At 46.0% G+C, this 21,514-nt stretch carries 15 protein-coding genes; 12 read left to right on the forward strand and 3 right to left on the reverse strand.

Going from position 1 to position 21,514, the window contains the following annotated elements; translation table 11 throughout:
• The first annotated feature begins 1 nt into the window (after position 1).
• The 4 genes from pgl to ACTRWF_RS14735 are packed head-to-tail and all read left to right on the forward strand — an operon-like array spanning position 2 to position 4,131.
• Positions 2 to 694 (forward strand): 6-phosphogluconolactonase, encoded by a 693-nt coding sequence (gene pgl / locus ACTRWF_RS14720; protein WP_014979596.1) that lies wholly within the window; start codon positions 2 to 4, stop codon positions 692 to 694.
• Positions 695 to 703: 9 nt separating this feature from the next.
• Positions 704 to 2,530 carry a phosphogluconate dehydratase gene (gene edd, locus ACTRWF_RS14725; RefSeq protein WP_462835769.1) on the forward strand — a complete coding sequence of 609 codons (1,827 nt, stop codon included), beginning with the start codon at positions 704 to 706 and terminating at the stop codon, positions 2,528 to 2,530.
• On the forward strand, positions 2,530 to 3,483 hold the full coding sequence (gene glk, locus ACTRWF_RS14730; protein ID WP_012518793.1) for a glucokinase: 954 nt from the start codon (positions 2,530 to 2,532) through the stop codon (positions 3,481 to 3,483). Before edd ends, glk begins: the two co-directional genes overlap by 1 nt.
• 3 nt (positions 3,484 to 3,486) lie before the next feature.
• On the forward strand, positions 3,487 to 4,131 hold the full coding sequence (locus tag ACTRWF_RS14735) for a bifunctional 4-hydroxy-2-oxoglutarate aldolase/2-dehydro-3-deoxy-phosphogluconate aldolase (protein ID WP_012518792.1): 645 nt from the start codon (positions 3,487 to 3,489) through the stop codon (positions 4,129 to 4,131).
• Between the two features lie 144 nt (positions 4,132 to 4,275).
• Here ACTRWF_RS14735 and ACTRWF_RS14740 read toward each other — a convergent pair whose 3' ends face one another.
• On the reverse strand, positions 4,276 to 5,127 hold the full coding sequence (locus tag ACTRWF_RS14740) for a D-hexose-6-phosphate mutarotase (RefSeq protein ID WP_012518791.1): 852 nt from the start codon (positions 5,125 to 5,127) through the stop codon (positions 4,276 to 4,278).
• Positions 5,128 to 5,350: 223 nt separating this feature from the next.
• A complete protein-coding gene (gene gap / locus ACTRWF_RS14745) occupies positions 5,351 to 6,346 on the reverse strand; it encodes a type I glyceraldehyde-3-phosphate dehydrogenase (protein ID WP_020743788.1) in 996 nt (331 codons plus the stop codon).
• A gap of 236 nt (positions 6,347 to 6,582) precedes the next feature.
• Here gap and malQ point away from each other — a divergent pair, with 236 nt between their 5' ends.
• The 5 genes from malQ to msrB all read left to right on the forward strand — a co-directional run bounded on the left by malQ (position 6,583) and on the right by msrB (position 15,671).
• Positions 6,583 to 8,781: a 4-alpha-glucanotransferase gene (gene malQ, locus ACTRWF_RS14750; protein WP_462835770.1), complete on the forward strand. Its 2,199-nt coding sequence runs from the start codon at positions 6,583 to 6,585 to the stop codon at positions 8,779 to 8,781.
• Positions 8,782 to 8,943: 162 nt separating this feature from the next.
• Positions 8,944 to 11,136 (forward strand): 1,4-alpha-glucan branching protein GlgB, encoded by a 2,193-nt coding sequence (glgB, locus tag ACTRWF_RS14755; protein ID WP_462835771.1) that lies wholly within the window; start codon positions 8,944 to 8,946, stop codon positions 11,134 to 11,136.
• 71 nt (positions 11,137 to 11,207) lie between these two features.
• Positions 11,208 to 13,253, forward strand: coding sequence for a glycogen debranching protein GlgX (gene glgX, locus ACTRWF_RS14760; protein WP_414631241.1), 2,046 nt, complete (start codon positions 11,208 to 11,210; stop codon positions 13,251 to 13,253).
• Positions 13,254 to 13,572: 319 nt separating this feature from the next.
• A complete protein-coding gene (gndA, locus tag ACTRWF_RS14765; protein WP_012518786.1) occupies positions 13,573 to 15,126 on the forward strand; it encodes an NADP-dependent phosphogluconate dehydrogenase in 1,554 nt (517 codons plus the stop codon).
• Positions 15,127 to 15,242: 116 nt separating this feature from the next.
• Positions 15,243 to 15,671 (forward strand): peptide-methionine (R)-S-oxide reductase MsrB, encoded by a 429-nt coding sequence (gene msrB / locus ACTRWF_RS14770; protein WP_012518785.1) that lies wholly within the window; start codon positions 15,243 to 15,245, stop codon positions 15,669 to 15,671.
• 162 nt (positions 15,672 to 15,833) lie between these two features.
• Here the strand turns inward: msrB and ACTRWF_RS14775 are convergent, their stop codons facing one another.
• Positions 15,834 to 16,718, reverse strand: a complete 885-nt coding sequence (locus ACTRWF_RS14775; protein WP_462835772.1) for a DUF2989 domain-containing protein — start codon at positions 16,716 to 16,718, stop codon at positions 15,834 to 15,836.
• A 193-nt stretch (positions 16,719 to 16,911) separates the two neighbouring features.
• Between ACTRWF_RS14775 and ACTRWF_RS14780 the strand changes: the two genes are divergently transcribed.
• From ACTRWF_RS14780 to ACTRWF_RS14790, 3 genes are all read left to right on the forward strand, one after another.
• Positions 16,912 to 18,357 (forward strand): glyceraldehyde-3-phosphate dehydrogenase, encoded by a 1,446-nt coding sequence (locus ACTRWF_RS14780; RefSeq protein ID WP_012518783.1) that lies wholly within the window; start codon positions 16,912 to 16,914, stop codon positions 18,355 to 18,357.
• Positions 18,358 to 18,563: 206 nt separating this feature from the next.
• Positions 18,564 to 19,703: a M14 family metallopeptidase gene (locus ACTRWF_RS14785; protein ID WP_024016467.1), complete on the forward strand. Its 1,140-nt coding sequence runs from the start codon at positions 18,564 to 18,566 to the stop codon at positions 19,701 to 19,703.
• A 112-nt stretch (positions 19,704 to 19,815) separates the two neighbouring features.
• Positions 19,816 to 21,474, forward strand: coding sequence for an alanine/glycine:cation symporter family protein (locus tag ACTRWF_RS14790; RefSeq protein ID WP_012518781.1), 1,659 nt, complete (start codon positions 19,816 to 19,818; stop codon positions 21,472 to 21,474).
• The last annotated feature ends 40 nt before the right edge of the window (positions 21,475 to 21,514 follow it).

Raw genomic sequence — 21,514 nt, forward strand, 5'->3', positions numbered from 1 at the left:
TATGGCGTTAACAACTCTATCATTCGAAACACCTGATGCATTGACTGACGCATTTGCGCAAGACTTAGTCAGTATCTTAAAAACAGGTATTAAAACTCGTGGTCGCGCATCGCTTGTAGTGAGTGGTGGTCGCACGCCTCTGGCGCTTTTCAAACAACTAAGTGAAACCGAACTTGAGTGGGATAAGGTTGATATCACCCTTGCTGACGAGCGCTGGGTTGAAGAGGGCCACGAGGCCAGCAACACCAGCCTAGTCAAAAATAATCTAATTCAAAATAAAGCCGCAGCAGCTCGTTTTATCGAATTGAAAAGCGATGCTGATGATGCAAACGAAGGCGTAAATGCTGCAGAGTCAAATTTGGCTAGCATGTCGCAACCTTTTGATGCATTGATTCTTGGCATGGGGGAAGACGGTCACACTGCATCGCTTTTCCCTTGCTCTGAGCAAGTACTTGACGGCTTAGATATGAGCAGCGGCAGAACCTGTATCGCTGTTCAACCTACAACAGCACCTCATCAACGTATTTCATTAACGCTACCTGCGTTACTCAATAGCCGTAATATCTTTTTGCATTTAACAGGCGAGAAGAAAAAACAAGTCTTACTTGACGCTATTGAAAATGCCACCGAAGCGCAAAAGCCCATCACCGCCGTAGTTAACCGTGCGCCGGTTACTTTGATGTGGGCGCCATAGGAGACAAACATGAATCCAAAAATTGCTGAAGTTACGCAACGAATTATCGAGCGTAGTAAAGAAACGCGTAAGGCGTATCTAGAAAAAATTGAGAGTGCACGACGTCAAGGACCACACCGTGGTGTGTTGTCATGCGGTAACCTTGCTCACGGCTTTGCAGCATGTGGAACAAGCGAAAAATCTGACCTTCGTTCAATGACTAAAGCCAACGTGGCTATTGTGTCTGCGTATAACGATATGCTTTCAGCGCACCAGCCTTACGAGACTTATCCTGCGTTAATTAAAGAAGCAGTGAAAGAAGTAGGCAGTGTAGCCCAGTTCGCAGGTGGCGTACCTGCTATGTGTGATGGTGTTACACAAGGCCAGTCTGGCATGGACTTAAGCCTAATGAGCCGTGATAACATTGCTCAGGGGGCTGCCATTGCGCTTTCTCACAATATGTTCGATAGCGCATTGATGCTAGGTATCTGCGACAAAATCGTTCCCGGGCTACTAATGGGCGCACTAACGTTCGGTCATTTGCCAACCGTTTTTGTGCCAGCCGGTCCAATGCCATCGGGTCTTCCAAACAAAGAAAAGGCCCGCGTTCGTCAAGAATTTGCCGAAGGTAAAGTAGGGCGTGACGCGTTGCTTGAAGCTGAATCTCAATCTTACCACTCTGCTGGTACCTGTACGTTCTATGGAACGGCAAACTCGAATCAGCTAGTGGTTGAAATGATGGGCTTGCACCTTCCGGGTTCGTCGTTTGTTAACCCAGGCACGCCGTTACGTGATGCACTAACAAAAGCCGCTGCTGTTCAAGCAACGCGCCTAACAGATCTTGGCGATAACTACACGCCAATCGGTCATATTGTCGATGCTAAAGCGATTGTAAATGGCCTTGTTGGTCTATTAGCTACAGGTGGTTCAACTAACCACACCATGCACCTTATTGCTGTTGCTCGTGCCGCTGGCTATATCGTGAACTGGGATGACTTCTCAGATATTTCAAACGCTGTTCCTTTGCTTACCCGTATTTATCCTAACGGCTCTGCAGACATTAACCACTTTGTGGCTGCGGGCGGTATGGCGCTGCTTATCAAACAGCTGCTTGATGCTGGACTTCTTCACAACGATGTAAAAACGATTGTGGGTGAAGGCTTAGATTTCTACACCAAAGAGCCTGTGCTTAAAGACGGTGAACTAGAATGGCGCGATGGCCCAACTGAATCACTCGATAAAGAAGTACTTGCAACGGTAGAGCAACCGTTCAAACCTGATGGTGGTTTAAGCGTGCTCGACGGTAACCTTGGCCGAGGCGTAATCAAAACGTCAGCGCTACCTACACCACATTGCACTATTAAAGCGCCTGCGGTTGTTTTTGAAGATCAGTTTGAACTGGATGACGCGTTTAAATCTGGCAAGCTAGATAAAGACTGCATTGTTGTTGTTCGCTTCCAAGGCCCATCAGCGATTGGTATGCCAGAGCTTCACCGCTTGACGCCTCCGCTAGGCGTGCTGCAAGATCGTGGCTTTAAGGTTGCGCTTGTTACAGACGGACGAATGTCTGGTGCGTCAGGTAAGGTACCAGCTGCAATCCACGTGACTCCAGAAGCGTATAAGGGCGGCCTACTTGCTAAAGTGCACGAGGGCGACATTATAGAGCTAAACACAGAAACTGGTGCGCTTACCTTACATGTCGATGAAGAAACGCTAGCTGCTCGTGAAGCTGCGCCTGCTAGCTTGGCTAAACACCATGTTGGTATGGGACGCGAAATGTTTGCAGGTATGCGAGCCATTCTAACTGGCGCTGAAGAAGGTGCGTGTTCACTGTTTTACACGCAGGAGCAAGCGTAATGAGTCAGAAGTTTGTGGCTGATGTTGGCGGAACGAACATTCGTGTTGCGAGAGTAACCGACTCAGGTGTCGCCGACATTAAAAAATACATGTGTAACGACTTTGCCAGCATTGATTTAGCTATAGGACAATACTTTGCTGACATGCCGCAATACAACTTTACTCAAGGTTGTATTGCCATAGCTTGTCCGGTACTTGGCGATCAGGTCGAAATGACCAATCACAGCTGGGCATTTTCACAAAATGCCTTGCGCACTCAGCTTAAGTTAGACGCATTATTTGTGATAAACGACTTTACTGCGGTAGCGCACTCCTTGCCTGTATTAGGCGAAGACCAAGTCGTTCAAATTGGTGAAGGCATAGCGAAAGAAAATGGCAATATTGCTGTTTTCGGGCCTGGGACGGGATTAGGTGTTGAGCACATCACCATGACCTCGTCAGGCTGGCAAACCCTGGATGGTGAGGGCGGTCATGTCGATTTTGCTCCCGTTGATGAGACTGACGTAGTGGTATGGCGTCATCTACAAACAACATTAGGCCGAGCGTCTGCTGAAGAAGTCATGTCTGGCCGTGGTTTACACAACATCTATACCGCGCTAGCTAACGATGCGTCTGCACCGGTTGCATTTACTGAGCCAGCGCAAATCACTGAAGCTGCACTAAACGGAACCTGCAAGATAGCAGAAGCCACTTTAACGCAGTTCTGTCGCATAATGGGAAGCTTTGCAGGTAATCTAGCCCTTAATATGGCGACAACAGGCGGTATCTTCATTGGTGGTGGCATTGCCAACCGTTTCCCTGAGTTTATTCAAAACAGTGACTTTAGAGCGCGTTTTGAAGCAAAGGGGCAAATGAAGCATTACGTGAAAGACATTCCCACCTTTTTAATTGCAGAGCCTGATCATGGTCTATTAGGTGCGGCTGCATATCTGAATCAAAATACAGCGAGCTAAATTATGACATCGAAATGGAAAACCTCTCCAGAGGAAATTTTTGCGGCCGGCCCAGTTGTACCTGTGTTGGTTATCAATGACGTAGAAAAAGCGGTACCTCTGGCGAAAGCGCTAATGGAAGGTGGTATCAAAGTGCTAGAAGTAACCTTACGTACACCAGCGGCCATTGACGTGATTAAGCGAATTGCCGATGAAGTGCCTGATTCTTTAATCGGTGCAGGTACGGTAACTAATGCACAACAGCTAAAAGCTGTTGTTGAAGCCGGTGCTAAGTTTGCTATCAGCCCGGGAATGACTGCAGACCTGCTTAAAGCGGGTATGGATGCGGATATTCCTCTCATTCCGGGTATTTCTTCAACGTCTGACCTGATGAAGGGTAAAGATGCGGGTTATACTCACATGAAATTCTTCCCTGCAGAAGCATCAGGTGGCGTAAAGGCGATTAAGTCTATCAGTGGCCCTTTCCCTGATGTGACATTCTGCCCAACAGGCGGTATTGGTCCGAACAACTACAACGATTACCTAGCGCTTAAAAACGTGAAGTGCGTAGGTGGTTCGTGGTTAGCACCTGATGATGCAATCGAGTCAGGTGACTGGGCGCGTATCACTCAACTGGCTAAAGAAGCCGTTGCTGGTGCTAAGCAATAAACCAAGTATTGCTTCGACATTTTAAAAAAACCTGCCTTGCGGCAGGTTTTTTCTTTTTAGCTATTAAGAACGTATAAAACGTTATTTTACCAACCCAAACTATCTATAGTCGAACACTTGTATACGCAAACTTTAGACGTTGGCTTATCGTGGAACGATAGTTTGTTTCAGCGTGTGGCACTCGCTAGGTGCTAACGTTTTCCCTTGCGTTAATGATGTCTCTACGCACAGCATATGCTTGTAACCAAACGGGTCCATGTCTGAAATAGAGGCGGCACTTTGCCATGGGTTCCATACTACAAGTGAGTCATTACCCTCAGAAACGACTTGAGTAAAAGCATTACCGTCCACTTCAATGTCGGCCGTTTTGATTGGCGCTAAGTGAATGCGGTCAGTTTCACCGGTAATGGCGTAAGGGGTGGGTGTTGCTTTTAACGCCCAGTTATCCAGTTTATCTTTGTACTGGCCTTCAATACCACTAATTAGCGTATGTTGAATATGGTCAACATGGAAATAAGTGTGAAGCGCACAGTTAAATTCGAAAGGTGCCACGCCGGTATTTTCAGTAATTAAAGAGATGTCCATTGTATTGCCCACCTTGATCACCATGGACACGTTACACTCATTTTCAAAGCCATCTGCCCGTGTAAAGCTTGGTGACAATTCGATGGTTGTGCCGCTATCGTCGTCTTTTGAATCAATCAACTTCCACACTTGGGTTCTTAAAAAGCCATGGGAGGGAAGGGCACCTTTTTCCCGCCCGTGGTCGTCACTGAACCACGGCCAGCAAACGGGAATACCGCCGCGAATTGGCCGCTCTCCGTTTAAATAGGCGTGAGGGCTGACCCAAAGGCGTTCTTTATCATCGCTTTTAGGTACATAAGACAAGATATGGCCGCCAAACAGGCTTATTCGCGCCGTGGCTAATGCGTTATCGACATCTAAAAAGGTAAGTCCATTAGACTCGCTAACAGTGACTGAACTAACGGGTGGCATAAGCCCTCCTTGGACGAATAAAGAAACAGGTAAAGAAAAAGCGACAGGAAAGCTCTTGGGCGAATTAAAACTAAATAGCAAATAAACCAAGTATCGCTTTTGTTAAGTTTTAGTAATGACTAAGACCACTTAAAACAAAAAAGGTGCAAACGCAGTGTTTACACCTTTAGATTAACTCAACTTTAAAGCAAATAGTTTAACTATTTGATCTAAATTTTATTAATTATTTGGAAATGTGCGCTACAAGGTCTAGAACCTTGTTTGAGTAGCCCCATTCGTTGTCGTACCAAGACACTAACTTAACGAAAGTGTCTGTTAGCGCGATACCGGCTGTAGCATCGAATACTGACGTACGTGCATCGCCTACAAAGTCATTCGATACAACAGCGTCTTCGGTGTAGCCCATGATACCTTTAAGCTCGCCTTCTGATGCGTCTTTCATCGCCGCGCAGATTTCATCGTAGCTCGCCGCTTTTGCTAGGTTAACAGTAAGGTCAACCACTGAAACGTTTGGCGTAGGTACGCGGAAAGCCATGCCTGTTAGTTTGCCATTAAGCTCAGGAATTACTTTACCTACTGCTTTTGCTGCACCCGTTGATGACGGAATGATGTTTTGACCCGCACCGCGGCCACCGCGCCAGTCTTTCATAGAAGGGCCATCTACCGTTTTCTGCGTTGCTGTAGTCGCGTGAACCGTTGTCATAAGACCATCAACAATACCAAACTTGTCGTTTAGTACTTTCGCTAGCGGTGCAAGGCAGTTAGTGGTGCACGACGCATTAGAAACGATAGTTTCGCCAGCGTAGCTGTCCTGGTTAACGCCCATAACAAACATTGGCGTATCATCTTTAGAAGGCGCAGACATTACTACTTTCTTCGCGCCCGCTTCGATGTGCTTAGCTGCTGTTTCTTTTGTTAGGAATAAACCTGTCGATTCAACAACAACGTCTACGTCAACTTCATTCCACTTAAGTGCCGCTGGATCTCTTTCTGAAGTAATACGGATAGTTTTACCGTTTACAACTAGGTTATTGTTATCTACTGTTACTTCACCGTCGAATAAACCGTGAGTCGAGTCGTACTTCAATAGATAAGCAATGTAGTCTGTGTCTAGCAAGTCGTTAATAGCTACAACTTCGATGTCGTTGCGCTCTGCTGCTGCACGCATTACTAGGCGTCCAATACGGCCAAAACCATTGATACCGATGCGAATTGTCATAACGTACCCCGATTGTTTAAATAAAATGAAAATAAATTACGTAAAGTATGGATCAAAATGCCATAATTAGCAAAATAAATTGCTAAAGTGTTGCAAAATTACGAATTAATGCTATTGCAATCGTATTCAGATATCGCGAAGCCCTTGTTTCTAGAATAATGTTAAAAATTTGTATGTAGACGTATCTTGCTGCTTCAGCCTTTGCGTCTTTCACCGAATAACAGGAATGACACACCATGACACAACAACTTCTGCAACAACTGGTTGAAATGCGGGGAATAGAAACCCAATACGTAGACGCATGGGGAAAACCAGCAACCATCGCAGAATCAAGCAAAGCGAAATTGCTCAATACACTTGGCTATGACACCAGCAGTGACGAAAAAATTCAGTCACAAATTACACAAGATATAAAGTCGGTGTGGTTGTCGCCACTAAATCCTGTTCAGGTGGTTCGCAACACTCAAGAGATCAATCTAGCCGTGCGCTTACCTATTGAGTTGGTAAACGATGTACACACCCTAACTGTTACCTGTGAAGCGGGTAACGTACTTACTCATGACTTCACGCCGGTTGACCAAGAAATGACAACCATGGCGCACATTGATGATGTTGAATTTCATGAATACGTTGTAACGCTACCTTTAGATTTGCCGTTGGGATATCACGATGTCGCACTAAGTGCCGATGACGATGAATTTGCCCGCTCTCGCATTATTGTTGCACCAGAAGCCTGCTACACGCCGAATGAAATTAAAGAAGGCAAGAAAATATGGGGCCTAAGCGTACAGTTATATTGTGTGCGTAGTGAAAATAACTGGGGGATTGGTGACTTCTCGGACCTTTCTCAACTTATTGAAAAAGCAGCGGGCGTTGGAGCAGACTTTATTGGCTTAAATCCTATTCACGCCTTATACCCAGCGAACCCAAATGCATGCTCTCCTTATGGTCCAAGTTCTCGCCGCTGGTTAAATTACCTGTACATCGACGTTACGTCGATTGAAGGCTACGACGACACATCAGTGCAAACAATAGTGAACGATGACGAGTTTACCGCTACTTTAGAGCATGCACGCAACGTAGAACATGTAGACTACGAGGCAGTCGCCCATGTGAAATTGGCTGCGCTTAAGGCTGTATTTGAAGTGTATGAAGCCAAATACCTTCGTAAGAACACAAAGCAAAACAAAGCATTCAAAGCGTTTGTTGAAGCAGGCGGTGAAAGTTTAGATATGCTTGCGGTGTATGATGCGCTGCAATCTCACCTTAAGGGTGAGGGGAAAGAAAGTTGGGGGTGGCCTGTATTCCCAGAAGAGTTTAAAGATTATCACAATCCAGCCGTCGCTAAATTTAAGCGCGCCAACGAACACGAAGTGAAATTTTACTTGTTCTTACAATGGATTGCTGCGCAACAGCTAGAGCAGGCGAGCAACAAAGCCAGTGATGCTGGCATGACCATTGGCTTGTATCGCGACCTAGCGGTAGGTGTTAGCGAGGGAAGCGCGGAGATTTGGGGCAATAAAGACCTTTACTGTACTGATGCCAGTGTAGGCGCGCCACCAGATATTTTAGGCCCCCTTGGTCAAAACTGGGGTCTTCCACCAATGGACCCGCGCAAATTATATGAACAAGGCTATCAGCCCATTATCGACTTATTTGCTTCTAACATGGCGTCATCAGGTTCGCTACGAATCGACCACGTAATGGCGCTTCTGCGATTATGGTGGGTCGTTAAGGGTGACGATGCAAAAGAAGGCGGTTATGTTTACTATCCGGTAGATGATTTGTTAGGCATTCTTGCGCTAGAAAGTCATCGTAACCAAAGCCTTGTAATTGGCGAGGACCTAGGCACAGTACCTGAAGAGATTCGCAGTAAGCTTGCTGAAAATGGCGTGTATTCGTATCGCGTTTTCTTCTTTGAGCAAGCCGAAGACGGCGGTTTCTTCTCGCCAAGTCACTATCCGGTTCAGTCGATGTCGACGTTAACCACTCACGATATGCCCACACTTATCGGGTACTGGCATTGTTTAGATTTAGAATTAGGCAAAGAGATTGGGCTGTATCCAACAGAAGAAATCCTGCAAACCTTGTATACAGACCGCCACAAAAATAAGCAGGCTATTCTAGATACCTTGCACGGGCATGGTTCAATTAGCGATAGTATCAGTCACGATGTTAATTTTACGGGTATGAACCGTGAATTAAACAACGGAATGCAGGTACACATGGCAGGGGGCTCTAGTGCTCTGCTCAGTCTTCAATTAGAAGACTGGCTGGAAATGGACAAGCCAGTTAATATCCCTGGTACTTTTGACGAATATCCTAACTGGCGTAGAAAGCTGACAGAGAATATCGAGTCGATGTTCGAAAGACATGATATAAACGAATTAGCATCTAAACTTACTCATGCAAGAAAGCAAGCCAGCCAAGGTTAAGCTTTCACTATTAAAAAAATGTTAATAGGCAGTTGCCTAGTTAACTTAATCGAGTAAGATAAAGTACCACAAGGGTGCTTTTGATAGAGCTTAAACACATAAAGACGTGCTTAAGCTCTCAATTCAACCCGCTGCGATGCGGGTTTTTACTAGGAGTAGCGAATGCATTTAGCGCAGCAGTTCGAACAGGTAACATGTTCCCAACCATTTTCTCATCTTGGCGTCATTGCCAGCCAACAAGGTGCGATGCTTCGTGTTTGGTGTCCTGACGCCAGCGAAGTAACGATAAAATGGGAGAATTCTGCGCTAGCTGATCGAATTATTAAATCGGACAATGCGAATGGCTTATTTGAAGCGTCACTTCCCGCTGAGTACAACGGTGAAATTTACCGCGTAGTCGCTAATAAGGGGAGAGGGGATAATGGTTATATCGACCCTTACCAATTTACTGAACAGGCTTACCATGCCGTACATTATATCGATAGCACGCCAGCAAATTTGTACGAACAAGCGGGTGCGCAGTTAATTGATATCTCTACACCACAGGGCAAGACGGTAAGTGGCGTGAGGTTTTGTGTATTTGCGCCAAATGCAAGCGCGGTATCACTCATTGGCGATTTCAACCAGTGGGACGGACGTACTCACCCGATGGAGAAAACGTCGATGGGGTATTGGGTGCTCTTCGTACCCGAGCTCACTGAAGGCGAACGCTATAAATATCATATCAAAGACGCCAATGGTCATGATTTACCGCATAAAGCTGACCCCTTAGGATTCTGTGCTGAGCAGTATCCTTCTCATGCGTCGAAAATTTATAATCACCGTTCCTACCAGTGGAGCGATAGTGATTGGATGGAAAATCGCAAAGGGGATAAATACGCCAGCCCTATGAGCATTTATGAGGTTCACTTAGGCTCATGGAAACGACCTGACGCTGCTACAGAGGCGCGGTATCTTACCTATAAAGAACTTGCCGATGATTTGATTGGTTACGTTAGCGATATGGGCTACACCCATGTGGAACTGCTACCAATATCAGAGTTTCCTTTCGACGGCTCGTGGGGATACCAACCGGTAGGTATGTTCGCGCCTACCAGTCGGTTTGGCAATCCAGATGACTTCAAATACTTTGTCGATAAATGTCACCAAGCCGGCGTGGGCGTTATCATCGATTGGGTACCTGCTCATTTTCCTGAAGATGGACACGGTCTGGCAAGGTTTGACGGTTCGTGTGTGTATGAATATGAAGACCCTCGTAAAGGCTGGCACCCAGATTGGAACTCATGCATCTATGACTTTGGCAAAGATACCGTTCGTCAATTTTTAGTTGCCAATGCTCTTTACTGGCTTGACAAGTTTCACGTGGACGGACTTCGGGTTGATGCGGTAGCGTCTATGCTTTATTTAGATTACTCCCGCAACGAAGGCGAGTGGATCCCGAACGTTGACGGCGGTAATGAAAATTACGAAGCGATAAGCCTGCTTAAATGGATGAACGAGGAAGTATACAAGCACTTCCCAGACGCTATGACTATAGCGGAAGAGTCCACGTCATTTCCCAAAGTATCTCGCCCTGTTTTCGACGGTGGCTTAGGCTTTGGCTTTAAATGGAACATGGGCTGGATGCACGACTCGCTGCACTACATTGCAAAAGACCCTGCATATCGGAATTACCACCACGGTGATATTACGTTTAGCATGGTTTATGCCTTTGATGAAAATTTTGTTTTACCCATTTCCCATGATGAAGTCGTACATGGTAAAGGCAGCATGTTACACAAGATGCCGGGCGATGAGTGGCAACAAGCCGCTAATTTGCGCTGTTACGCAGGTTTCATGTATGGCCATCCAGGCAAGAAGCTTAACTTCATGGGTAACGAACTGGCGCAAGCACGGGAATGGAATCACGATAGCAGCTTAGACTGGCACTTGCTTGACTTCGAAAAGCACGCAGGTATTCAAGCGCTGTATAAGGCGTTAAACCATTTGTACACCTCAACCCCAGCCCTTTATGAACAAGATCATGACCCGGCGGGTTTTGCGTGGCTTGATCACAGCAATGCGGATCAAAGCGTTGTGTCGTTTGTTCGCACTTCAAAAGATGCAAAGCAAAAAGTCTACGTGGTGTCTAACTTTACGCCTGCTCCGCGCAAGAACTTTAGAATTGGTGTGGATGAAGCCTGCACGTTGACGCTGGCGCTGAACACCGACGATGGGGCTTATTGGGGTAGCAACTACGAAGTCGTTGCCAACACAACCGCACAACTTGTTCCGTGGAATGATCGTACACATTCAGTAGAGATAACCTTACCGCCACTTGCTACGGTGTTTTACGTTGCTGATTTGAGTGAATGAGCTTAGCTAAATAATAAGTCGAGAACGCTGTGAAAGAGATACAAAACGCTGCGCCAATTAAACAGAGTGGAATGGGAAAAGCGTTCCCTCTTGGCGCCACAATTACACAAGAAGGCTGTAATTTTGCTGTTTATGCCCCCGATGCAAAAGCGGTGGTGTTGTGCTTCTTTAATAGTGATACAGAAGAAGCGCTAGAAGAGTTCCCGTTACCCGAAAAAACAGGCGATGTGTGGCATGGTCTGTTTACTGGCGTAAGCGCCGGGCAGTACTATGGTTACCGGGTTGAGCGCAATGAAGCTGGTTTGCACTCAGTACCTACAGACAAATTGCTGATAGATCCCTATGCGAAAAAAATAAGCCGTGCAATAAAGTGGGACGCGCGACGATACAAGCATGACTCTCAATTTATGATCCCCAAGTGTATTGTCATCGACGACAGTGATTACGCTATCAGTCACGCCAGTGCACCAGTCATCCCTAAACACAAACGGGTTGTGTATGAGGCTCACGTTAAAGGGCTTACCAAGCTTCACCCCGATGTTCCTAAAGAGCACAGGGGGAAGTTTATCGGGGCGGCGCATTCAAGCGTTATTAAACACCTTAAAGCGCTGGGTATCACAACAGTACAATTTATGCCGCTGTGTTCATTTATGCCAGAACCCTTCGTCACCGATAAGGGATTAACGAATTACTGGGGTTATAATCCGGTAAACTTTTTCGCGCCTGAACCTCGCTATGGTGTGTCAGATGCCCTGGCCGAGTTAAAGGAGATGGTTGATGCTTATCACAGCGCGGGGCTTGAAGTCATCGTCGATGTGGTATTTAACCACACGGCAGAGGCAGGCAATGGCGGCCCTATTTTATCGTATAAAGGGTTTTGCCCGTATCAAGCGTATTTACTTGAGCAGACTAAAACCGGAGAACTGGTGTATTCCAACCATTCAGGCTGTGGCAATACGGTGAACACCGCGCAACCTTTCATGATGGGCCTTATTCTCGATGCGATGCGTCATTGGGTTACGGTCATTGGGGTTGATGGCTTTAGGTTTGATTTAGCCGTATGCTTGGGCCGAGAGCCGCAGGAGTACAATAAAAAGTCAGGACTGCTACGCGCAATAAGTAGCGATCCAGTGTTGCGAGATAAGGTTTTACTTGCTGAGCCGTGGGACATTGGCCCAGGTGGTTATCAAGTGGGTAATTTTCCTTCTCCGTGGCTAGAAGTGAACGATAAGTACCGCGATACGGTTCGCGCCTTTTGGCGCGGCGATGACGGTGTAACGGCAGACTTTGCTACCCGGCTGATGGGCTCCAGAGATATATTCCACAAAGGCCATCGACATATTAGTACCTCGGTAAATAACGTAACCTACCACGATGGTTTTACGCTACACGATATGGTGACTTATGCCGAACGTCATAATCTCGATAACTTAGAAGACAACAGAGATGGCCACGGCCATAACCTCTCGGCAAACTATGGCGTTGAAGGCGAAACCAACGACGAATCGATTATCGACATGCGCGAACGTCAAAAGCGAAACCTTTTTGCTACGCTAATATTTTCTCAGGGTACACCTCACATTCTTGGGGGAGATGAGCTAAGTCGCACTCAAAACGGCAATAATAATGCGTACTGCCAAGATAACCCTATTAGCTGGTTAAACTGGGAGATGAATAAGCGTAAACAAGACTTTCTGCGCTTCTGCCAATACGCTATTCGGTTGCGTCAGTCGTCTACCTTGTTAAGTGAGTTAAAGCTTCATGATGATGCATTCACACTGTCTCGAAACGTGAAGGAAATCAATTGGTATAAGCCGGATGGTTCTGATAAAGCATCTGAAGACTGGAATGTGCATCACAACAAAGCGTTTGGCGTTGAAATTAAAGGTTGTATCGTGGGCGACCAAAAACCAGAACACTGGTTTTTATGCGTAAATGCCAGTGAAAACGACGTGCGGTTTCACTTGCCTTCCGTGCTTCCTAAAGGGGGGTGGACGATGCATCTTGATACGCGCTATAACTCTCTTGAAGAACAACCTTCAATTTGTATACAAAAGGTGTTTTTACAAGCAAGCAAATCGCTCACGTTATTTAGCTTTGCGCATTTTTCCGGTTGAGAGACTGTTTTACAAACGTAGTCAGCGTCACTGAATGTATGTTTTATAATAACGCAGGTGAATCGGGCGCTAAACGAGAGGTTTAAAGGGCGCTATGAAATTTTTGTAGCCCACTCTTTACCTTTGTATTATTTTTGTACAGGCGTGATTCAAAAGCGCGAAATAGGTGGTGTAAATAAAGCTTAATTCGCCTGCTCAACCTGATTACCTTTACCGTTGGTGGCATTTACACCAGTGCGCACTAAATTATTAGGTTTGACTGTTCTTTATTCTTTCAGGTGGTATCATGCGCAGCCATCTGAAATGTGAGGGTGTTCCTATGCAAAATAAAGGTGGTAATTCCCACGACGACAAGTCGTGTGATATTGGTTTTATCGGTTTGGGGGTAATGGGAAGTAACCTGACCATGAACCTAGTAGACCATGGCTATCGTGTCGCGTGTTTCGATTTAGATCAAAATAAAGTTGAGTCTATTCTGGCTAAAGACGCAAGCGAAAGAGCTGAAAATACTGAGCCTCGTGTGGAAGGCTGCAGTTCTTACACCGAGCTTTTGAGCAAGTTAAAAGCCCCGCATCTTATCATTATCTCTGTGCCAGCAGGCGCCCCCGTTGACCACGTGTGTAATCATCTTATCGATGCCGGTATTCACGCTGATGATATCGTTGTAGACACGGGTAATAGCTTATGGACCGACTCGGTCGCGCGTGAAGAGCAATACAAAGGCAAATTCATTTTCTTCTCTACTGCGGTTTCAGGTGGCGAAGTCGGCGCGCGATTCGGACCCTCTTTAATGCCGTCGGGTAACCCGTATGCTTGGACGCGTATTGAACCTGTGCTTACCGCCATTGCTGCAAAAGTTGATCCTGAAACAGGTAAGCCTTTAGAAAGTCATATACCTGGCCAACCTGTGGTAGAAGGTGAGCCGTGTGCAACGTATATCGGACCAGTTGGTGCTGGGCACTATGTGAAAATGGTGCATAACGGTATTGAATACGCCGATATGCAGCTGATCTGTGAAACGTATCACGTGATGCGTGAAGCCCTGAATATGAAACCTGCCGACATTGCCGACGTATTTCGCAAATGGAATGAAGGTAAGCTAAATAGCTATCTGATGGAAATTAGTGCAGAAGTACTAGAGCAGATGGACCCTGAAACTCATGTGCCCCTTGTTGATGTTATCTTAGACAGAGCAGGGCAGAAAGGCACAGGGCTATGGACAGCAGTGAGCGCTTTACAAGTAGGTAGCCCTGCACAAACCATTACATCAGCAGTGTTCGCTCGCAGTATTTCAAGTTTGAAAGACGAGCGCGTTGCTGCTAGTAAAGTACTCGCGGGCCCAGATACCCCCACGTTTAGCGACGAGCAAAAAACCGCTATCATCGACAAGCTAGAACAAGCGCTTTATTGTTCTAAAATATGTGCTTACGCGCAAGGCTTCCAGCTAATGGCGATGGCGGGCAAAGAACATGGTTGGACGTTAGAGTTTGGCGAAATTGCTAAAATTTGGCGTGCTGGCTGTATTATCCGTGCGGTGTTCTTGCAATCAATTTCCAAGGCCTATGAAAACAATGAAGACCTTGCAAACTTGCTAATGGACCCGTTCTTTGCCGAGCAAATTACGCAATACCAATCAGACTGGCGCGAGTCTATCGCGCAAGCCACGCTGGCAGGAGTGCCATGCCCAGCGATGATGTCTGCATTGAGCTATTACGATTCGTACCGCACTGCGGTATTACCTGCAAATTTATTGCAAGGTCAACGCGATTATTTTGGTGCTCACACCTATCAACGTGTCGATAAGCCAGCAGGCAAAAAATATCACATTGAGTGGAGTGATCCTGCGCGGCCTCAAACCGCTATCAAAAGATAACGGCTGACGATTATTGCAATCAGCGCTAGGGTCACTAAAGCCTAGCCAATATGCGAAAGTTGGAAAAAGGTGTATTTGGTCTCAAATACACCTTTTTTAATGATAAGAGGTAAGTTATGTCGACAGATAAAAAACAAGACGAATCCATTGCTGAAAAAGATTGGAAAGTTGAATTAAGCGAACAGGAGTACTATGTATGCCGCGAAGCGGGAACTGAACGTCCGTTTACCGGTGTATTGCTTGATGAACAGCGAGATGGGCTGTATGTATGCAAGTGCTGTGAAGCCCCGTTGTTTCCCTCAGATACGAAGTTTGATGCAGGCTGTGGATGGCCTTCTTTCTATAAACAGCTTGATGATGGAAATGTAGATTATAGAGAAGATGTGTCTCACGGTATGCGTCGTGTTGAGATTTTCTGTAAGCAATGTGGCTCGCACCTCGGCCATGTTTTCCCTGATGGCCCAGCACCTACAGGGCAACGCTATTGCGTAAACTCTCTATCTATGACGTTTAAAGGGGAAGATAACGTTGAGGTTAAAGGGTGAACAAGCTTTTGGGCGCCTTCGCGAGAAACAACTAAAGGTAAACATCTGGTCAAATTATAACCTTGTTGGTGTCGCCTGTTTTGAATTTGTAAAAAAACCGCCCATAAACGGCGGTTTTTTTAATTATTTAGCATTAAAATCATGAAAGTTAATTTCAAAATACTAGAGCTTTTGTAATTTTAGCGTTTCTGCATTAAAGGTCGCGCTTTCTAAATGGTTGGTTATCTCATCAACGATATTATTTAGGATTTCTGTGGGAAGGTGGTATTTCTCCCCTAGCTGCAATCGCTGTGTTTCATCAAGCCTTTCATCGAAACTTTCGGCAACGCCGTACCAAACATACGCAAGTCGATAGTTATCTAAGTCCATTCCAATTGAGGCCAGTGAATAAAAAATGCTGACATCGATATCGTCGCTATCTGTATACAAACTCAATGCCCGATACAGCGTTTCAACAGTGCGCGGTAGGTCAGTCTTTATTTGGACAGACGCTAGGGATACCAGTAGTGCAGGATCAGTAACCCGGTTACTTGCCGCGTAGCGTTCAAAGCGATGAAATGCCGCCTTGTCATTGAAGCGAGTCCAGTGGTAGTACGACAGGTAGGGGTCTAAGGAGTTTTTGGTTTCTCTGCTTAGTCGCTTAATCTCTCTTTGAGCCGTGATCACGCCTTTAAGCCGGGTCGCTTCTTTTCCTTTGCGCTTTACATGTTCAATGTGCTGCACTTCTTCCACACAAGTTAGGTATTCTTCGAAGTTTAATAGAAGCGGGTACTTATACGCATCATTTTCAGGGTCTTGATTGTAATATCGTATGCGTATTATTTCAGCGCGTTCGGCCCGGCAGCGGGCATCTAAACTTAGGTCTAGGCATAATACACTGTGCGATTCACATATCTCACTGATCGTTGGCTCGAAAAGATCGCCACAGCCACTAAGGGCAACGGCCGATATTAAGCCCATCGCTGATAAGCGCTTTTTTGTTGGAAACTTACTAAATAAATTCTTCGTAGTGTGAGTTTTCATGGTGGTTTTGAAACTTATCAACAATTTGGTCTTCCTTGCTTGTTTATTTAAGATACTGCTCGTCACCGTCAGACGAAAACTCACCTAGTGTACCCTAAAAATAATAAAAAACTGACGCGTAATTAGGATTTGTTATAGGCCGTAGCCCACTATCAATGGTGGACAAAGCTATAAACAACGACAACACCGTTAATTTAATATCGATGAAGGCAGAAGCATGAATCAACAGTTTGAGCAGGAGTTACAAGGCAGCTGGCAAGAGCGTCAGGAATACGCAGAAATGATGTTGCCCCTTATTGGGAAGCTATATCGCAATAAGGCAGTTGAAATTTCAGTTTATGGACGCTCGCTACTCAATGCCAGCGCGATTGATATTATCAAGGCGCACCGCAAAGTGCGTTTGCACGAAGGGATCAAATTACGCCTACGTGAAAGCTATCCAATTTTGGAAGCGTTGAGCGCTATGCAATTGGCGCCTGCTCAAATTGATATCGGCAAACTTGCTTTCGATTTCCATTACGGTTCTGCGGTTGACAACAGCGACCTTACGGCCTACCTCAATGAAAAACTAAACGACGTTGCAGGCAAAGCGGACGACCAGAAACCGCAAGACGTTGTACTTTATGGTTTTGGCCGTATAGGTCGCTTACTCGCTCGCTTACTGATTGAACGTCAGGGAAAAAACAACAAGCTTCGTTTACGCGCTATTGTAGTGCGTGGAGGCCGTGAAGGTGATTTAGAAAAACGCGCAAGCTTGCTTCGCCGCGATTCAGTTCACGGGCCATTTAACGGCAGTATTACGATTGACCACGAGCGCAACGCGCTTAAAGCTAACGGCTCTTACATACAAGTGATTTACGCTAACAGCCCTGATGAGGTTGATTACACCCAGTACGGTATCGACAACGCCATTGTCGTCGATAATACAGGTATCTGGCGTGACCGCGACGGCCTAGGGCTTCACCTTAAAGCGAAAGGCGCGGCTAAAGCCATCCTTACTGCACCGGGTAAAGGCGACATCAAAAACATCGTTCACGGTGTTAACGATGAAGAAGTAACGCCAGAAGATACTATCGTTTCTGCGGCTAGCTGTACCACTAACGCGATTACGCCGGTACTTAAAGCGCTAGATGAAGAATATGGTATTGAAAATGGTCACGTTGAAACGGTTCACTCTTACACTAACGACCAAAACCTTATCGATAATTATCACAAAGGCGACCGTCGCGGGCGGAGCGCGCCGCTGAACATGGTAATTACCGAAACAGGTGCGGCTAAAGCCGTGGCAAAAGCGTATCCAAAGCTTGATGGCAAGCTAACGGGCAACGCTATTCGCGTACCAACCCCTAACGTATCGTTAGCCATTTTAAACTTGAACCTTAAGACGTCGGTAGATCGTATTGCCGTAAATGAGTTCTTGCGTGATACGGCACTGTTTTCTAAATTGCAGCATCAAATTGATTACACAGCGAGTAAAGAAATCGTATCGACTGATTTAGTGGGCTCACGTGCCGCCTCAGTCGTTGACTCGCAAGCGACTATTGCCGCTGATAGCCGGCTGACACTGTATGTGTGGTACGACAATGAGTTTGGTTACAGCTGTCAAGTATTGCGCGTGGTGCGCGATATGGCAGGATTGAGCTTCCCAACGCTGCCTTTATGAAGGCAAGCTATTAACAAGCGAAAACGAAAGCGAAAGCGATAACGGTTAAGCGTTAAATTGTATAAAAAAACCGACCCAAGTGGTCGGTTTTTTAATGGTGTAAACATTTTGGATACTTTGGTCAGTACAAAACCCGTCGAGTGCGTGGAATTTTTGTTTACGTCTATGCTAAATTAGCGCTCAAATAATGAGGAAAACGACAGTCTATGCATATTTCCAGTCAATTCGACAGCGGTAACATTGAAGTAGTTAGCGCACAATCACCAGATGATATCCGTCTAACCATTCCCAACGACAATCAATCTGAATTTGCGCAGTGGTTCCATTTTCGTCTAGTGGGCGAAACGTTTGTAACGCACACAATGACCATTGGTAACCTAGCAAAATCAGCGTACCCCGAAGGTTGGAAGGGATATAAGGTTTTAGCGTCTTACGACCGCCAAACGTGGTTTAGAATTCCAAGTGAATTCGACGGTGATAATTTGTCATTTTCGTTAACGCTTGAACAACCCAGCGTGTATTTTGCTTATTTCATTCCCTATAGCTACGAACGCCATTTAGACCTTGTTCACGATGCGCAAATGTCTTTATTGTGTGAGCATAAGTTTTTAGGCCTTACCCTAGACGGCCGCGATATGTCTTTACTTGTTATCGGTGAAGAAACGCCCGAAAAGAAAAAAGTGTGGATAACGGCCCGTCAACACCCAGGTGAAACCATGGCCGAGTGGTGTGCTGAAGGTATTATATATCGCTTGCTCGACGAGCAAGATGGTTTGGCGCGACAGTTGCTTGATAATGCCGTGTTTTACGTAGTACCAAATATGAACCCAGATGGGAGTGCCCGAGGCCATTTACGTACTAACGCTGTAGGTACCAATCTTAACCGTGAATGGGCGACACCATCGGTGGAAAAAAGCCCTGAAGTGCTTTACGTTCTCAATGCAATGAGTGAAATTGGTGTAGATATGTATCTTGATTTGCACGGTGATGAGGCATTGCCGTACAACTTTGTGGCAGGAACTGAAGGTAACCCTAGCTACACCGACAACATAAAAATGCTTGAAAACACGTTTAAAGATGCACTGTTAAACGCAACGCCTGAGTTCCAGGATGAATTTGGTTACGATAAAGACGAGCCAGGCAAAGCTAACCTTACCGTTGCATCGAACGCGGTGGGTGAGAAGTTTAAGTGCATGGCCTACACGGTTGAAATGCCGTTTAAAGATAACGCAGATGTGCCTGACGATATTTATGGCTGGTCAGTACAGCGCAGTCGTCAGTTAGGCGAAGATTTACTTATTGGTGTTAATGCTGTTGTGAAAAAACTGAAAGCAGCTAAACAGTAAAATAGGAATCAGGAAGTGAAAGCTTCCGTAAAAAGGCCTCGACAAAAAGAGGCCTTTTAATTATTAAAATAAGACAAAAAATAATTAAACATAATAAAAAAGGGGAATTACCTTGGAAGGGTTATATGGTTTTCTAACTATGCTCGATGGTTTCTTAGGGGGGGCGTTCTGGTTCCCTTATGTGCTGTTAGGTGTAGGTCTTTTCTTCACAGTTTATCTCAAGTTTCCGCAAATTCGTTTTTTCAAACACGCCTGGCAAGTAGTTACCGGTAAGTTTGATAAAGAAAGTGATCCAGGCGATACCACGCATTTTCGTGCCTTAACCACGGCGCTGTCTGGCACCGTAGGGACGGGTAATATTTCAGGTGTGGCCTTTGCTATCTTCTTAGGTGGCCCAGCAGCGTTATTTTGGATGTGGGTTACCGCCTTTTTAGGTATGACAACGAAATTTGTTGAAGTGACCCTTTCGCACAAGTACCGCGTTAAAACGGAAGATGGCACCATGGCGGGTGGGCCCATGTACTATATGGACCGACGCCTAAACATGAAGTGGCTAGCTGTTGCTTTCGCGATTGCTACGGTAGTGAGCTCATTCGGTACAGGTAACCTTCCGCAAAGTAACGGCATTGCACAAAGTATCGAAGCGACTTTTGGCTTTGAACCTTGGGCGGTAGGCAGTGTACTTGGTATTCTTCTGGCCTTGGTTATTCTTGGCGGTATTCAGCGAATTGCGGCGTTTACTGCTCGTGTAGTGCCGGTAATGGCGGTGATTTACCTTATTGGTGCACTCGCGGTTATCTTCGCAAACCTTGAAAACATCGGGCCGTCGTTTGCTGCGGTTATCGGTGATGCTTTCACTGGCTCTGCGGCTGCGGGAGGGTTTTTAGGGGCCTCGCTTGCTTATGCATTTAACCGAGGTGTAAACCGAGGTCTATTCTCAAACGAAGCCGGCCAAGGTTCTGCACCTATTGCACACGCTGCAGCAAAAACAAAAGAGCCAGCGTCAGAGGGGATGGTGTCATTGCTTGAACCTTTCATCGATACCATTCTTATTTGTACAGTGACAGGTTTAGTTATCCTGTCGTCGGGTGTTTGGAAAGAAAAACATGAGAACGTGTTTGACCGTTCTGACATGTATTTCGTTGCCGGCCAGTATGACGACACGAACCAAGCGGATGTCGATAAACTTTATGGCTACCTCAATGAGGTTGAAGGCAATGTGGTTGAGCCTTACACCGGCTCTATTACGGTTGTTAACGGCACCGCAGTCAGTGACGGTTTCACACTACTTAACGCGCGCTCAATTGCTGAAGATGTTAAGTACGCGGTGGGAAGTGAAGATCTGTTTACAGGTACGCTAAAAGTTGTAGACGGTAAGCCAGTAAAAGAGAATTTAGAAGTAAGTGGTAAGTCGCTGGTTCACTCTGCGGCATTGACAACCATTGCGTTTACCCGAGGCTTCTTCGGTGACGCGGGTCAATACATTGTTTCTATTGGTCTAATGCTGTTTGCTTTCTCTACCGCTATCGCGTGGTCTTACTACGGCGACCGTGCCATGACATACCTTTTAGGGCCGCGCTCAGTGATGCCTTATCGCGTTATTTACGTAGCCGGTTTTGTATGGGCAGCGTTCTCTGATACGACTCTAGTATGGGCACTTTCTGCAGTGGCAATTGTCGTTATGACCCTGCCGAACTTATTCGGTATTATGCTGCTTTGCAAAGAAATGAAAGAGACCGTGAACGACTACTGGGCTCGCCATAAAAAGTAAGTGTAAATAGGCTTATCGCTCGCTTTTGTCAGAAACAGAG

Source organism: Alteromonas sp. G5_S2_22_S1 (assembly GCF_054968525.1).